Raw genomic sequence first — 14,763 nt, forward strand, 5'->3', positions numbered from 1 at the left:
GAAGCGACGAGTAATCGAACCTTTAAGTTTCAAACAAGAGTTCGATGAAGAGTCCGAATCTCTAATAGCAAAAAACCCGCCATAGGCGGGTTCTTCTAAATAGTGGTGCCCGGACTCGGAATCGAACCAAGGACACGGGGATTTTCAATCCCCTGCTCTACCGACTGAGCTATCCGGGCAACGGGGCGCATTAAACCGTAAAGGCCGTTAGGCGTCAACGGCTTTGTCATAAAAAAGGGGTTAAATGCGTTTAAGTGCTTTCTTTTCATGCAAAATGGCGAGAAAACAATTCATCAGGTCAATGCGCCACCTTGTCGGCACTGGGCAAATCGCAGAATATCTTCGGCCAGTTGGCGGGCAGTTTCGATATCGGCCTGGCTGCGTTTTACCAATAAACGGCTCAGGCAGCCTTCCAGCACGAGTTCCATTTGATGCGCCACCATCGTTGGGTCATCCACTTCCAGCTGCATCAGCATTTCATGAGTGAATTCCCAGGCGGCTTTTTTCTGCTGATCGGCCAGTTGGTGAATCGGGTGCGTTGCATCTGGGTAAAAGGTGCAGGCAGCGATAAACAGGCATCCCGGATAGCGATGGTTGTTGACGCATTCGGTCAACGCCTCGTAGCGCTTCAACAGTTTTTGCTCGAGCGTCAACTCTTCATTAAGCGCGAGTTGACGGCGCCAGACATCAATTTGCTGACTCAAATAACGCAGCGCGTCATAGAGTAATGCCTCACTGTTTGGCCAGAAATTGCTGATCTCTGTAACCGAATAGTCTGCCTCAGTAGCGACCATATCCAGGGTGGTGCTGGCAATTCCTTCACGTTCAAGTACGTGTAAGGCGTGCTCTAGTACTGTTTCGCGTTGCACGGTTATCTCCTCCGTTGTACCCGTCATACTTCAGTTGCCACGTTGCAAACTGAATTATTTAGTGTACTTCCCACAATGAGTGTTGTTTACGGCGTCAGTTTCTGCAAATGCGCACGGAAGGTGTCAGCATTCATAAAACCGGTCACACGTGCTTCTGGTAACTCGTGCCCTTGTGTATCAAAGAACAAAATCGTTGGTAGCCCTAAAACCTGCAGATGCTTTAACAGCGCCACATCTTGCGCGTTGTTGGCGGTAACATCAGCCTGGAGTAAAACGGTATTTCCCAGCTGTTGCTGTACCTTCGCATCGCTAAAGGTGTATTTCTCAAACTCTTTGCAGGCTACACACCAGTCGGCGTACAAATCGAGCATTACGGGTTTGCCTTTTGCATTGACGAGTGCGGCATCGAGCTGCTCAACGTTAGCAATTTTAGTGAAATTAAGATGTGCCTGGCTGGCGGTTACGGGGGCACCGAACGCCCAGTCTTGCAAAGGGCGAGCACAAACCAGCGCTGCACCAAGCAGGATTATTTGCACCAGGCGCATCCATGATTTAGTCGCTTGCAGGCTGGTGATAAATGCCCAGCCGAAGAATGCCACGCCGAGCAAACCCCATAACCGAATACCCCAATTATCTCCCAGTATGCGTTCCAGCAGGAAAACCGGCAGTGCAAGGATCACAAAACCAAATGCGATTTTGACGGTTTCCATCCACGGGCCGCTTTTAGGGAGCAGGCGGTTGCCGAATACGGTGATGAGCATCAACGGTAGGCCCATGCCTAGCGCGTAGAGATACAGCGTGCCGCCTCCGAGCCACATATTCCCGCTCTGGGCGATGTACAGCAGAATGGCGCTCAGCGGTGCGGTCGTACACGGCGAGCAAATCAGCCCGGCTAATGCGCCCATCGCAAACACGCCACCTGCAGAACCGCCTTGCTGGCGATTGCTCATCAGCGTCAGGCGCGTTTGAAGTGATGATGGCAGTTGCAGGGTGAATAACCCAAACATAGAAGCCGCGAGCAGTACAAACAGCGCTGACAGGCCGATAAGCACATAAGGATGTTGGAGGGCTGCCTGGAATTGCAGGCCAGCCGCCGCAACCACAAGGCCCAGCGCGGTATAGGTCAGCGCCATTCCTTGCACATAGACAAAGGTCAACAGCAGGGCGCGTGCAGTGGATAAACGTTGTTTACCGCCGAGCACAATACCGGAAATCAATGGATACATCGGCAGCACGCAAGGTGTGAAGGCGATCCCGATACCGATTAAGAACGCCCAAAGTGCAGAGAAGGGCAACTGGGTGGTTTTAGTGTCTGTAGCATCTGCTGGTGGTTTTGGCGCAACAGCGACGGGCGATGATGAATTTGCTGCTGTCAGAACTTCACTCAGCGGCACCACGCGCGTCTCAGGCGGGTAGCAGAAGCCCGCTTCGGCGCAGCCCTGATACGTCACGCTAAGAGTTGCCCCTTTGGTCGCCTTCTCAATCGTTATCGGTAGATTAAGTTGTTGGGTATAGATCTCAGTCTTTCCGTAGAACTCATCTTCATGCCAGGTACCTTTTGGCAACTCCAGCGGGGCGAGTTCTGCTTGAGCTGGGTTGAGTTTGATTTGCTGGCGATAAAGGTAGTAGCCGGGTTTTATCTGCCAGTTCAGGTTGAGCTGGTGGTCAGATTGCTGGAAATCGAACGCAAAAGCCTGGTCGACCGGCACAAACTGAGATTTGCTTTGGTTGTCGAACAGACCTGCAAAAGCATGTGAGCTGAACAGCGCAAAAATTAGCGCAAAGATGCGTAGAGCCATGAGAGGTATTCACTATCTCCGTGGGTAACTGGCAGAACCAGTAATTCAGGGGTTTGATATGGGTGATGCGACTTCAGGCAAGCCAGCAGGGCTTCCTGATGCTCAACGTCGCTTTTGAGCAGCATCTGCACCTCATACTCCTGTTCCATTTTCCCTTCCCAGTAATAGAGCGATGTCGCACCGGGTAGTAAGGTGACGCAGGCCGCCAGTTTTTCAGCCAGCACAAGGGCGGCAAGTTCCTGAGCGGTTGCTTCATCTGGGGCAGTACAAAGGATGACAACAGCCTGAGTAGTCGGCATAGCTAACCTCGTATCTGGTGGATTCGCGGTTGACTATAGCATGCGGGAGTGAGCAGGGGCGTTAAACGGGCCGCAGTGCGACCCGTGTTTTAAAAGATTTACAGAACCATGCCGCCGACAATGAAGCCGAGGATCACACACAGCGTAATAGCGATAACGCCAGGAATTAAGAATGCGTGGTTAAACACATATTTACCAATACGTGTAGAGCCAGTGTCGTCCATTTCTACCGCAGCCAGTAAGGTCGGGTAGGTTGGCAGCACGAACAGCGCTGAAACGGCGGCGAAAGATGCGATAGCGGTCAGTGGACTAACACCGAGCATTAATGCGGCTGGCATCAGTGCTTTGGTGGTTGCCGCCTGTGAGTAAAGCAAAGTGGCTGCGAAGAACAGTACTACAGCCAGTAACCACGGATAGCTTTGCAGCAAGTCGCCCGCAACGGCCTGAATATCCTGGATATGGTTTTTAACGAAGGTATCGCCCAACCAGGCTACACCCAGCACGCAGATACAAGCACTCATGCCCGATTTGAAGGTGCTGGCATTGAGGATCTCACCAGTATCAATTTTACAGGTGAAGCAGATAAGCGTGGCAATGGTTAGCATGAAGACCACAATCGCTTCGTTACGCGGCAGGATTGGGTTTTGAATCAGGCCAACGGTGTCGCTGATGGCGGTAGCGTACAGCATGACGGCAACGATACCGATAAGGAACAGCAGCACTGAGCGTTTTGCATGAGGCTTTAATTCAAACACGCTGGCCCCACGCAGTTTTACTTCGCCTTTAGCCAGACGTTCCTGATAAACCGGGTCGTCTTTCAGTTCACTGCCCAGGAAGTTACACACGACTGCCGTCAGCATAACGGCGACCAGCGTGACTGGAATACAGATACCCAGAAGCGTCAGGTAACTGATACCCATTGGCTCAAGGAGACCGGAGAAGAAGACGACTGCCGCAGAAATTGGTGAGGCAGTAATCGCAATTTGTGAAGCCACAACGGCGATAGATAGCGGACGCGATGGGCGAATGCCTTGTTCTTTTGCAACTTCTGTAATAACCGGCAGCGTGGAAAATGCAGTATGACCCGTTCCCGCAAGAATAGTCATAAACCATGTCACGAGTGGAGCGAGGAAGGTGATGTATTTCGGATGACGACGCAGCAGTTTTTCTGCAAGGCTGACCAGGTAGTCCATTCCGCCTGCTACCTGCATGGCGGCAATCGCGGCAATAACTGCCATGATGATTTCGATTACATCAAATGGGATTGAGCCCGGTTTTACCTGAAAAACAAGCGTTAAAACCAGTACGCCAAAACCGCCAGCAAAGCCAATGCCTATGCCGCCGAGTCTGGCCCCAAGATATATCGCTAAAAGCACGATAACGAGTTCTGCTCCAAACATGATTTCCGTCCTTGTGTTTGATTAATTGATAATTATTTGTTGTGTTTTTGTTGGTGGTGCAAATGAAAAAGGCACGTCCGATGGACGTGCCTTTTGTTAAGGACCGGAAAGGTTACTGTTCGCTTTCATCGGTATAACGCTTCGCTTTATAAACCGGGTGCATCAGGTTGTTTATAGAGAAAATATCGTCCAGCTCGGCTTCGGTTAACAGGCCGCGCTCCAGCACGACTTCACGTACGCTCTTACCCGTTTCGGCACAAATCTTCCCAACGATGTCACCATTGTGGTGGCCAATGAATGGGTTCAGATAAGTCACGATACCAATTGAGTTGTAGACGTAGCTTTCACACACTTCTTTATTAGCAGTGATGCCGTTAATGCATTTTTCCAGCAGGTTGTAGCAAGCGTTGGTCAGAATATGGATGGACTCAAACATCGCCTGGCCAATTACAGGTTCCATTACGTTCAGCTGTAGCTGGCCGGCTTCTGAAGCCATGGTGACAGTGATATCGTTGCCAATCACTTTGAAGCAGACCTGGTTCACAACTTCTGGAATAACCGGGTTTACTTTGGCAGGCATGATGGAAGAACCAGCCTGCAATTCTGGCAGGTTGATTTCGTTCAGGCCAGCGCGTGGGCCGGAGGAGAGCAGGCGAAGGTCATTACAGATCTTCGACATTTTCACCGCCAGGCGTTTGAGCGAGCTGTGAACCATGACGTATGCGCCGCAGTCGGAAGTCGCTTCAATCAGGTCTTCAGCGGGTACGCATGGAAGATTGCTGACTTCAGCCAGTTTCTGCACCGCCAGTTGTTGATAGCCATCCGGGGTGTTCAGGCGTGTACCGATTGCGGTAGCACCCAGGTTCACTTCCAGCAGCAGCTCTGCAGTACGCAGCAAGTTGCGGGTTTCTTCATTCAACAACACGTTGAATGCGTGGAATTCTTGGCCCAGCGTCATTGGTACGGCGTCTTGTAGCTGAGTACGGCCCATTTTCAGGACATTTTCGAACTCAACCGCTTTGCGTTGGAAGCCATCGCCTAACTGGTTGATAGCATCAATCAGTTTCACAATAGAGGCGTACACCGCGATTCGGAAACCTGTCGGGTAGGCATCGTTGGTGGACTGGCATTTGTTTACGTGGTCGTTCGGGTTCAGGAACTGGTACTCACCTTTCTGGTGGCCCATCAGCTCAAGCCCAATGTTGGCGAGCACTTCGTTGGTATTCATGTTGACGGAAGTACCGGCACCGCCCTGGTAAACGTCCACCGGGAATTGGTCCATGCACTTGCCGTTATTCAGCACTTCATCACAGGCCTGAATAATGGTATTTGCGATGCTTTTCGGAATGGTTTGCAACTCCTTGTTCGCCATTGCCGCTGCTTTCTTAACCATAACCATGCCGCGAACAAATTCAGGTATGTCGCTGATTTTGCTGTTGCTTATGTAGAAGTTTTCAATCGCTCTCAGAGTATGAACACCATAATAGGCATCCGCTGGCACTTCCCTGGTACCCAACAAATCTTCTTCGATACGAATGTTATTTAACATGTGAACCTTCTTAATTAAAGCTGCCATTGATTGATCATTGAACACACAGGATCTGTGGTTGTGCAATGAATAGACCGACGATTATGTCCATATTCGGTCTGCGTGCCGTGATGATATGCTGATGATAGCTAAAAGCAGTAATCTGGATCACTTATTAAAAGGTCTGCTCACATAACAATTATTAATATGTGATGTTGATCAATTGTTGAAAACTTCCAAAAAAATAATAGGGCGCTTAGATTGATTTTTGACTATGGCGTCGCCATCTCTTTGACTGTGCATAATTGCTAACCTATTTTCGCAAGTGCTTGATGGCGCTTGCTACAATTGCCCAGGTTTACTACGGGCTCTTCCAACTACAGGAGTGTACGGTGCGCTGGATACCGTTAATTGCCGTCTTTCTCTATGTCTACATAGAGATTTCATTGTTTATTCAGGTCGCCCACGTCATGGGTGTCTTCCTGACGCTTATTCTGGTGATATTCACTTCAGTCATTGGTATGTCACTGGTTCGCAACCAGGGTTTTAAAAACTTCATGCTGATGCAGCAGAAAATGGCAGCGGGTGAAAGCCCGGCGGCTGAGATGATTAAAAGCGTTTCGCTAATCATCGCAGGCTTGCTGTTGCTGTTGCCTGGCTTCTTCACAGACTTCCTGGGCTTATTGCTGTTACTGCCACCAGTACAGAAGCATCTGACGCTGAAACTGATGCCACATCTACGTTTCTCACGTACGCCTGGTGGCGGTTTTAGCGCGGGCACTGGTGGTGGTTCGACATTTGATGGCGAGTATCAGCGCAAAGACGATGCGCCGAAACAGCTCGACGACCATGACAACGACGATCGCCACAATCGTTAAAATTTCGAAAATTTTTTTGCTTTCCCCCTTGAAGGGGGGAAGGCGCATCCCCATCTCTCAGGTCACCAGCCGATAACCCATTTTGGGCCGGCGTTACCTAAACAATTGATAATGACTTTCTCAAAGGAGAGCTATCACATGAGCATTCGTCCATTACATGACCGCGTTATCGTCAAGCGTAAAGAAGTTGAATCTAAATCTGCGGGCGGCATCGTTCTGACTGGCAGCGCAGCAGGCAAATCAACTCGTGGCGAAATCATCGCTGTCGGTAAAGGCCGCATCCTGGAAAACGGTAACGTACAACCGCTGGACGTTAAAGTCGGCGATATCGTAATTTTCAACGATGGCTACGGCGTGAAATCTGAGAAGATCGACAATGAAGAAGTGTTGATCATGGCAGAAAGCGACATCCTGGCAATTGTTGAAGCGTAATACGCGCAAAAACTGAACGAACATAAACGAATTTAAGGAAAGTTAAGAATGGCAGCTAAAGACGTAAAATTCGGTAATGACGCTCGTGTGAAAATGCTGCGTGGCGTTAACGTACTGGCAGATGCAGTGAAAGTTACCCTCGGTCCTAAAGGCCGTAACGTTGTTCTGGATAAATCTTTCGGTGCACCGACTATCACTAAAGATGGTGTTTCTGTAGCGCGTGAAATCGAACTGGAAGACAAGTTCGAAAACATGGGTGCGCAGATGGTTAAAGAAGTTGCCTCTAAAGCGAACGACGCTGCAGGTGACGGTACTACCACTGCAACCGTACTGGCTCAGTCCATCATCACTGAAGGCCTGAAAGCTGTTGCTGCGGGCATGAACCCAATGGACCTGAAACGCGGTATCGATAAAGCTGTTATCGCCGCTGTTGAAGAGCTGAAAGCACTGTCTGTTCCTTGCTCTGACTCTAAAGCAATCGCTCAGGTTGGTACTATCTCTGCTAACTCCGACGAAACTGTTGGTACTCTGATTGCTGAAGCAATGGAGAAAGTAGGCAAAGAAGGCGTTATCACCGTTGAAGAAGGCACTGGCCTGCAAGACGAGCTGGACGTTGTAGAAGGTATGCAGTTTGACCGTGGCTACCTGTCTCCATACTTCATCAACAAGCCTGAAACTGGTTCTATCGAACTGGAAAGCCCGTTCATCCTGCTGGCTGACAAAAAAATCTCTAACATCCGTGAAATGCTGCCAGTTCTGGAAGCCGTTGCGAAAGCAGGCAAACCACTGCTGATCATTGCTGAAGATGTTGAAGGCGAAGCGCTGGCGACCCTGGTGGTTAACACCATGCGTGGTATCGTGAAAGTTGCTGCTGTTAAAGCACCAGGCTTTGGCGACCGTCGTAAAGCAATGCTGCAAGACATCGCAACTCTGACTGGCGGTACCGTAATCTCTGAAGAGATCGGTATGGAGCTGGAAAAAGCGACACTGGAAGATCTGGGTACTGCTAAACGTATCGTTATCAACAAAGACACCACTACTATCATCGATGGTAATGGTGAAGAAGACGCAATCCAGGGTCGTGTGACTCAGATTCGTAAGCAGATCGAAGAAGCAACTTCTGATTACGACCGTGAAAAACTGCAAGAGCGCGTAGCTAAACTGGCTGGCGGCGTTGCAGTAATCAAAGTCGGTGCTGCTACCGAAGTTGAAATGAAAGAGAAGAAAGCACGTGTTGAAGATGCCCTGCACGCTACCCGTGCTGCGGTTGAAGAAGGTGTGGTTGCCGGTGGTGGTGTTGCGCTGATTCGCGTAGCTTCTAAACTGTCTGAACTGCGTGGCCAGAACGAAGACCAGAACGTGGGTATCAAAGTTGCGTTGCGCGCAATGGAAGCTCCATTGCGTCAAATCGTTCTGAACTGCGGCGAAGAGCCATCTGTTGTTGCTAACAACGTGAAAGCAGGCGACGGTAACTACGGTTACAACGCAGCAACTGAAGAATACGGCAACATGATCGACATGGGTATCCTGGATCCAACCAAAGTGACTCGTTCTGCTCTGCAGTACGCGGCATCTGTGGCTGGCCTGATGATCACCACCGAGTGCATGATTACCGATATGCCAAAATCTGACGCTCCTGACTTAGGTGGCGCAGGTATGGGTGGTATGGGTGGCATGGGCGGCATGATGTAATTTGCCCCAACACCTGGTGTGAAGTAACACCGTGTTAAGAAAACCCTCAGGCAGAAATGTCTGAGGGTTTTTTCTTTTTGGCCGCACTCTGGTATAAGATCTCACCGGGCGATGACTGCCCGCTACTATTCAAGACGGCATTGATAACGGGGAAGAACATGCGCATTAAAGTTTCAGCAGGAATAGCTGTGGCAGCGCTGCTGCTGGCAGGATGTAGCACCAGCAATGAGTTAAGCACTAATGGCCAGAGCGTTCGTTTCGTTGAAGAGAAGCCAGGCACTGAATGCCAGCTGATTGGCACCGCAACCGGCGAGCAAAGCAATTGGTTGTCAGGCCAACATGGTGATGAAGGCGGTTCTATGCGCGGCGCGGCTAATGCTCTGCGTAATAATGCAGCGGCGATGGGTGGTAACGTGCTGTATGGCGTGAGCAGTCCGACTCAAAACCTGTTGTCGAGCTTTGCTCCGACAGCCAGCAAAATGACTGGCCAGGTTTATAAGTGCCCGAACTGATTTAGTGGTCGCTTTATGATGTCGGGTGGCGCTGCGCTTACCCGACCTACTAAACCTTTCAGTTGTAGGGTGGATAAGCGTACCGCATCATCCACCATTTTAAGCTACTGGAATCAACTTTGCCGTAACTGCAAATCCAATGGTGTTTTGCTTGGCTCACCGCCAATCTCTCGCGCAAGCTTCGGCACCATATAGCCGGAAATCAACGTCAGTAACTCACGCATAATCATCCTGGCTTCATCATCACTCACCATGAAATGCGCCGCCCCCTGCACTTTATCGAGCACATGCAGGTAATACGGCATCACGCCCGCATCAAACAGAGCATTACTCAGGTTTGCGAGAGTCTTCGCATTATCGTTCACATCGCGCAGCAGGACACTTTGGTTAAGCAATGTGACGCCTACTTGCCGTAAGCCCACCATAGCCGCTCTGAACTCATCATCAATCTCATTAGCATGGTTGATATGGTTTACCAGAATGACCTGCAACCGTGAGCGTGCAAGGCGGGCTACCAGGGTGTCGGTGATACGTGCCGGGATGACAATCGGCAAACGGCTGTGAATACGCAACCGTTTAATATGCGCGATAGCCTCCAGCTCACCGATCAGCCAGTCCAGTTCGTGATCTTTTGCCATAAGCGGATCGCCGCCAGAAAAAATGATCTCATCGAGTTCGGGGTGATCGCTGATGTATGAAATGGCTGCCTGCCAGTTACGCTTATTTCCCTGGTTATCGGAGTAGGGGAAATGGCGGCGGAAACAGTAACGGCAGTTCACCGCACAGCCGCCTTTTACCAGCAACAATGCGCGGTTGCTATACTTGTGCAGTAAGCCGGGCACTACGCTGTGCTGTTCTTCAAGAGGATCGGTGCTAAAACCGGGAGCGGCAATAAACTCCTCTTTTGAAGTTAACACCTGGCGTAACAGTGGGTCGTTCGGATTGCCTTTTTCCATGCGAGCGACAAAAGCTCGCGGCACGCGCAAGGCAAAAAGTCGGCGCGCATCACGTCCTGCCAGCAGCTCTTTATCAGCGTCCAGCTCTAAAATATGCAGCAGTTCATCAGGATCGGTTATAACATCGCCAAGTTGCGTTAACCAATCTTCTCTGCGGGGGGGATTTAGGGTTACAATGTGTGCCATTTTTTGGCTAAGCTACCAATTAACAATTTCAGAGGGCCTTATGGCGACTTATTCTAGCAACGATTTTCGTGCCGGTCTTAAAATCATGTTTGAAGGCGAACCTTACGCGGTTGAATCCAGTGAGTTCGTTAAACCAGGTAAAGGCCAGGCCTTTGCTCGCGTTAAAATGCGCCGCCTGTTGACTGGCACCCGCGTAGAAAAAACCTTCAAATCTACCGACTCCGCTGAAGGCGCAGACGTTATCGATATGAACCTGACTTACCTGTACAACGACGGTGAGTTCTACCACTTCATGAATAACGAAACCTTCGAGCAGCTGGCTGCAGATGAGAAGGCGATCGGTGATAACGCTAAATGGATGCTGGATCAGGCCGAGTGCATCGTGACCTTGTGGAACGGCCGTCCAATCGCTGTACAGCCACCAAACTTCGTAGAGCTGGAAATCGTTGAAACCGATCCAGGTCTGAAAGGTGATACTGCTGGTACCGGCGGTAAACCTGCAACACTGTCTACTGGTGCTGTGGTTAAAGTACCTTTGTTCGTTCAGACTGGCGAAGTGATCAAAGTTGACACTCGTTCTGGCGAATACGTTTCTCGCGTTAAGTAATACGTGAAGATTTGCGGTGAAGTGCAATAAGCTTCACCGCAGCTTACAAAAGGCAGGGAAGATGAACCGTTTGATTAAGCATGTACTCTTCATCACGTTGTTGACCTCGTTTCTCGCCGGCTGTAATACCACCCGCGGCTTTGGTGAAGATCTCAAGCATCTTGGTGGCTCCATCGAACGTGCAGCAAACAAATAATTTCCAACACTCCTAAAAAATCTGCTTTTTCCGTCAGCTTGCCAATTCTTGTCTATGCTTTAACTGCTATACACAAACAATATGGTCAAAAAAGGAAACGGTCATGATTAAGAAAACTATTGCAGCGTTCTTTTCTCTCATAGTGCTTTCGTCGTTACTTACTGCGTGTAATACCACCAAAGGTGTGGGTGAAGATATTCAGGATGGCGGTCAGGCGATTTCTGGTGCCGCAACAAAAGCGCAGAATTAAAGCATCACTGACGGTACGGTATGATTGCCGTACCGTAATTCATCTTTTTAATGCTGTTGTTCTATAAACAATGAAAAGCGATTATTAATCCCTAACTTCATACGGATGTTCCGCTTATAGGTATAAACTGTCTTGGTACTAATCCCCATTATTCTGGCGATAAAATCATTATTAGCCTCATCGGTCCATAACTTTAATATACGTTCCTCACGCAGGGTAAGAAGAGGAGATATATACTGCCGTGCAGGATGAAAAGGTGGGCGGGCACTCAGTTGCTTCTGAATAATCTCGTAAAGCTCCACCAGTGGTACGGATTTGCTATAAAGCGAGCGCGAACCCTGTGTCAGACAGTACTCTTCAATTTTTTCGTGACGGATACTGTTAAGTAACATTAATCGAATTGATGTGCCGCAGGCAGAATAAATAGAAGAAAGTTGTTGGATATTGTGTAGAGCACTGGCAAAACTGGTGAAATCGGCAATAACAAGATTAGGCCGCCATTGTATTATTTTTTCGCGAGCTAAAAGTAAACTATCAGTTTCAGAAATAGAAAAAGCCATGTTTTGATTGAGCCAATATTTGAATCCCTGCCGGGTATAATGGCAGCGGTCAATTAACAATATCTTATGCATAATTACCGTTCGCGTGACTCACTATTACAGCCTTTTCTGAATGCCAAATAAAACATTATAATATGAAGAAAGCACCTGAAATGAATTGTGGATTTGCGGGTTAAATTGCGTTCATTTCGCGGCTTAATGTCAAAACTCCTCCAGATGTGGAAACAAAACTTTACTTTCTTTTGTGATAAGAAAGTCCTGTTGGACTTTTCTGTCTGCGACTGATTGTTAAAATAGCCCCCTCACCAGCCTTATGGGACGACCCATTAGCGCTTCTTGATTTCCGGGGACGGCCCCAATAATGGAGCTGTATATGGCCTGGTTTATTCTTGTTATCGCCGGTTTATTAGAAGTTGTGTGGGCCGTTGGCCTGAAATATACCCATGGTTTCACCCGCCTGTGGCCAAGCGTTATCACCGTGGTTGCAATGGTTGTCAGCATCGCGCTGCTGTCCTGGTCAATGAAAACGTTGCCGACCGGTACGGCTTACGCTGTCTGGACGGGAATTGGTGCTGTAGGTGCTGCCACCACAGGTATCTTGCTGTTAGGCGAATCAGCAAACCTGGCCCGCATTGCGAGCCTGGCTTTGATTGTCATCGGGATTATTGGCCTGAAAATTAGTACTCATTAACTGGCGGGTTGTTTAATCCACAGTAACTTCTCGACCGGGAAGCCCTGTTGTGTCGCGATAGTAAGCATCTGTTGCTTCACTTCACTGCTGATTGTCGGAGTTCGTGACAATATCCACAGATAGTCTTTATCCGGCCCGCATACCAGTGCGTGCCGGTAATCTTTATCAATGGCTATCACATTATACCCACCGTAAAACGGCCCAAAGAATGAGACTTTTAGTGCTGCGCGGCTTGGGTCTCCAGTGAAGTAAGCTTTGCCGACACTTTGCTGCCACATTTGGCGGTCAGGGTTAAATCCTCTGTTTATTACACGAATTCCACCGTCATCCATGGTGCTATATGTAGCGGTCACTTGCTCCAGCCCACTTTCAAATTGGTGGTCAAAACGGGCAATTTCATACCATTTACCGAGATAACGTTTAGCCTCAAAGTTATTCACCACCGTGGTGCCTGGTGGAGGGGTTGGGGAGCTACAGGCAACAACGAGAAACGCAACTGCAATAGTGGTGATAATCGGCCAGATGCGCATAGCTAATTCCTTCTGCTGTTTTAGCTAAGTGTAGATGGCAGCAGGAAAAGAGCGGTATGCGGGAAGAAATAAAAAGGCCTGCTGAGCAGGCCGGTATGTATCACTGTAATGCTGTGAGGATTTTGTACCCGGCTTTAACCCGCTCGGGATTGGGGTAGCTTTTATTTGCCATCATCACGATGCCAAGTTGTTGCTCGGGAATAAATGCTATATAAGTCCCAAAGCCCCCGGTTGAGCCTGTTTTGTGAACCCAGGATGCCTTAACAGCAGGCGCTGGTGGTTCGATAGCTGCCGCCGTTTGAGGGGATAGCGCCACTTTATTATCGCTGCCATTAATCACTGTTTTGGCATCAACCGGCCAGTTATGCATCTCCCAGCCTAAGCCCTGATACATGCTTCCAATTCGCCAGTAGCGTGATTGTGCGAGCTCAATTCCCTTACGTAATGTTGGCGCTCCTACCTGTTCAGGCTTGATGTTTGCCTGTACCCAACTGGCCATATCTACAATCGTTGTTTTCACGCCATAGGCTTCTGCATCCAGCATACCCGGTGAAACGTGCACTGCCTTACCGTTACGGTAACCCCATGCGTAATTGTGCTCCTCAGTTGCGGGCACTTTTATCCATGTATGCACAAGGTTTAACGGCTGGAATACGCGCCTGGACATTGCTTCTTCAAAGCTCATTCCTGACGGTTTCACCGCCAACGCGCCGAAGAGGCCAATGCTGGCATTAGCATAGAGACGAGTGGAGCCGGGAGCCCATTGTGGCTGCCAGGTCTGGTAAAAGTGGAGCAAGGCAGCCTGACTTGTGACGTCATCTGGAACCTGTAGCGGTAAGCCACCTGCGGTATAGGTGGCAAGTTGTAGCAGGTTAATATCTTTCCATTGCTGACCGGTGAGTGCAGGCCAGTACTTCGTTGCCGGGTCGCTTAGTTTTATTTCCCCACGGGCTACGCTGTCGCCACCCAGAACACCGGTAAAGGTCTTACTGACAGAGCCGAGTTCAAACAATGTCTCTTTCGTGACCGGTAAATTTTTGGCGATATCAGCCTGGCCGTATGTGAAGTAATAGGGTTTTCCCTGATAAATAACGGCGACGGCCATGCCGGGGATATTTTGCTCTTTGAGCAGGGGCTCAATGGTCTGATTGACTGTCTGAGCAATCTGCTTTTCGGTTAACGTTTTCGTGGCGGCAAGCGCTGAGCAGGAGGCTGTGAGCATTAGCACACAGCAAAGTGTTTTTTTCATCATTGAATGGCTTCCATAAAGTGACAAGACAGCATGCCCTGAACGACTCAATTTATCATTTGTCCTTAGGGGTTTCTTAGCGAATATGTTTACGGGGTGAGCGGAAAGATATGACTAGTCCTGATATAA

At 49.3% G+C, this 14,763-nt stretch carries 17 protein-coding genes and 1 tRNA gene; 8 read left to right on the top strand and 10 right to left on the bottom strand.

The genetic code is table 11. The features are described 5' to 3' along the window. Positions 1 to 103: 103 nt before the first annotated feature. From M979_RS19545 to aspA, 6 genes are all read right to left on the bottom strand, one after another. A tRNA-Phe gene (locus tag M979_RS19545) sits at positions 104 to 179 on the bottom strand. Positions 180 to 293: 114 nt separating this feature from the next. After that, a complete protein-coding gene (locus tag M979_RS19550) occupies positions 294 to 869 on the bottom strand; it encodes a transcriptional regulator (protein WP_064556111.1) in 576 nt (191 codons plus the stop codon). A gap of 86 nt (positions 870 to 955) precedes the next feature. Beyond that, a complete protein-coding gene (locus tag M979_RS19555; RefSeq protein ID WP_064556112.1) occupies positions 956 to 2,668 on the bottom strand; it encodes a protein-disulfide reductase DsbD in 1,713 nt (570 codons plus the stop codon). Beyond that, positions 2,644 to 2,967, bottom strand: coding sequence for a divalent cation tolerance protein CutA (cutA, locus tag M979_RS19560; RefSeq protein WP_064556113.1), 324 nt, complete (start codon positions 2,965 to 2,967; stop codon positions 2,644 to 2,646). Before cutA ends, M979_RS19555 begins: the two co-directional genes overlap by 25 nt. Before the next feature lie 98 nt (positions 2,968 to 3,065). After that, the gene (locus M979_RS19565) at positions 3,066 to 4,367 is read right to left on the bottom strand and encodes an anaerobic C4-dicarboxylate transporter (protein WP_034461118.1); all 1,302 of its coding nucleotides are present in this window, start codon (positions 4,365 to 4,367) and stop codon (positions 3,066 to 3,068) included. Positions 4,368 to 4,479: 112 nt separating this feature from the next. After that, positions 4,480 to 5,916 (bottom strand): aspartate ammonia-lyase, encoded by a 1,437-nt coding sequence (aspA, locus tag M979_RS19570; protein ID WP_034461119.1) that lies wholly within the window; start codon positions 5,914 to 5,916, stop codon positions 4,480 to 4,482. A 371-nt stretch (positions 5,917 to 6,287) separates the two neighbouring features. On the opposite strand from aspA, the gene M979_RS19575 reads away from it, so the two are divergent. The 4 genes from M979_RS19575 (at position 6,288) to M979_RS19590 (ending at position 9,409) form a co-directional block, all read left to right on the top strand. After that, positions 6,288 to 6,773: an FxsA family protein gene (locus M979_RS19575; RefSeq protein ID WP_064556114.1), complete on the top strand. Its 486-nt coding sequence runs from the start codon at positions 6,288 to 6,290 to the stop codon at positions 6,771 to 6,773. Positions 6,774 to 6,911: 138 nt separating this feature from the next. After that, positions 6,912 to 7,205, top strand: a complete 294-nt coding sequence (locus tag M979_RS19580; protein ID WP_034461121.1) for a co-chaperone GroES — start codon at positions 6,912 to 6,914, stop codon at positions 7,203 to 7,205. Positions 7,206 to 7,253: 48 nt separating this feature from the next. Continuing rightward, entirely contained in the window at positions 7,254 to 8,897 is a 1,644-nt protein-coding gene (gene groL / locus M979_RS19585; RefSeq protein WP_034461122.1) for a chaperonin GroEL, read from the top strand. A gap of 158 nt (positions 8,898 to 9,055) precedes the next feature. Next, on the top strand, positions 9,056 to 9,409 hold the full coding sequence (locus tag M979_RS19590; RefSeq protein ID WP_034461360.1) for a DUF4156 domain-containing protein: 354 nt from the start codon (positions 9,056 to 9,058) through the stop codon (positions 9,407 to 9,409). A 113-nt stretch (positions 9,410 to 9,522) separates the two neighbouring features. Here the strand turns inward: M979_RS19590 and epmB are convergent, their stop codons facing one another. Then, complete coding sequence (gene epmB, locus M979_RS19595) at positions 9,523 to 10,551, bottom strand: EF-P beta-lysylation protein EpmB (RefSeq protein WP_064556115.1); 1,029 nt, start codon at positions 10,549 to 10,551, stop codon at positions 9,523 to 9,525. 40 nt (positions 10,552 to 10,591) lie between these two features. On the opposite strand from epmB, the gene efp reads away from it, so the two are divergent. The 3 genes from efp (at position 10,592) to ecnB (ending at position 11,604) form a co-directional block, all read left to right on the top strand. Then, the gene (efp, locus tag M979_RS19600) at positions 10,592 to 11,158 is read left to right on the top strand and encodes an elongation factor P (RefSeq protein WP_034461125.1); all 567 of its coding nucleotides are present in this window, start codon (positions 10,592 to 10,594) and stop codon (positions 11,156 to 11,158) included. A 61-nt stretch (positions 11,159 to 11,219) separates the two neighbouring features. Then, complete coding sequence (locus M979_RS19605; RefSeq protein ID WP_034461126.1) at positions 11,220 to 11,354, top strand: entericidin A/B family lipoprotein; 135 nt, start codon at positions 11,220 to 11,222, stop codon at positions 11,352 to 11,354. A 103-nt stretch (positions 11,355 to 11,457) separates the two neighbouring features. Further along, a complete protein-coding gene (gene ecnB, locus M979_RS19610) occupies positions 11,458 to 11,604 on the top strand; it encodes a lipoprotein toxin entericidin B (RefSeq protein WP_034461127.1) in 147 nt (48 codons plus the stop codon). Between the two features lie 47 nt (positions 11,605 to 11,651). Here the strand turns inward: ecnB and M979_RS19615 are convergent, their stop codons facing one another. Then, on the bottom strand, positions 11,652 to 12,236 hold the full coding sequence (locus M979_RS19615; RefSeq protein ID WP_064556116.1) for a LuxR C-terminal-related transcriptional regulator: 585 nt from the start codon (positions 12,234 to 12,236) through the stop codon (positions 11,652 to 11,654). Positions 12,237 to 12,537: 301 nt separating this feature from the next. Between M979_RS19615 and sugE the strand changes: the two genes are divergently transcribed. Next, positions 12,538 to 12,855, top strand: coding sequence for a quaternary ammonium compound efflux SMR transporter SugE (gene sugE, locus M979_RS19620; protein ID WP_034461130.1), 318 nt, complete (start codon positions 12,538 to 12,540; stop codon positions 12,853 to 12,855). On the opposite strand, the gene M979_RS19625 is transcribed toward sugE, so the two are convergent. Both M979_RS19625 and ampC read right to left on the bottom strand, forming a co-directional pair. Next, positions 12,852 to 13,385, bottom strand: a complete 534-nt coding sequence (locus M979_RS19625) for a lipocalin family protein (protein ID WP_064556117.1) — start codon at positions 13,383 to 13,385, stop codon at positions 12,852 to 12,854. The genes sugE and M979_RS19625 overlap by 4 nt on opposite strands. Positions 13,386 to 13,485: 100 nt before the next feature. Beyond that, complete coding sequence (gene ampC, locus M979_RS19630; protein ID WP_064556118.1) at positions 13,486 to 14,637, bottom strand: CMY2/MIR/ACT/EC family class C beta-lactamase; 1,152 nt, start codon at positions 14,635 to 14,637, stop codon at positions 13,486 to 13,488. Positions 14,638 to 14,763 lie beyond the last annotated feature (126 nt).

This window comes from Buttiauxella noackiae ATCC 51607 (genome assembly GCF_001654865.1).
In the GTDB taxonomy this organism is placed as follows: Bacteria; Pseudomonadota; Gammaproteobacteria; order Enterobacterales; family Enterobacteriaceae; genus Buttiauxella; species Buttiauxella noackiae.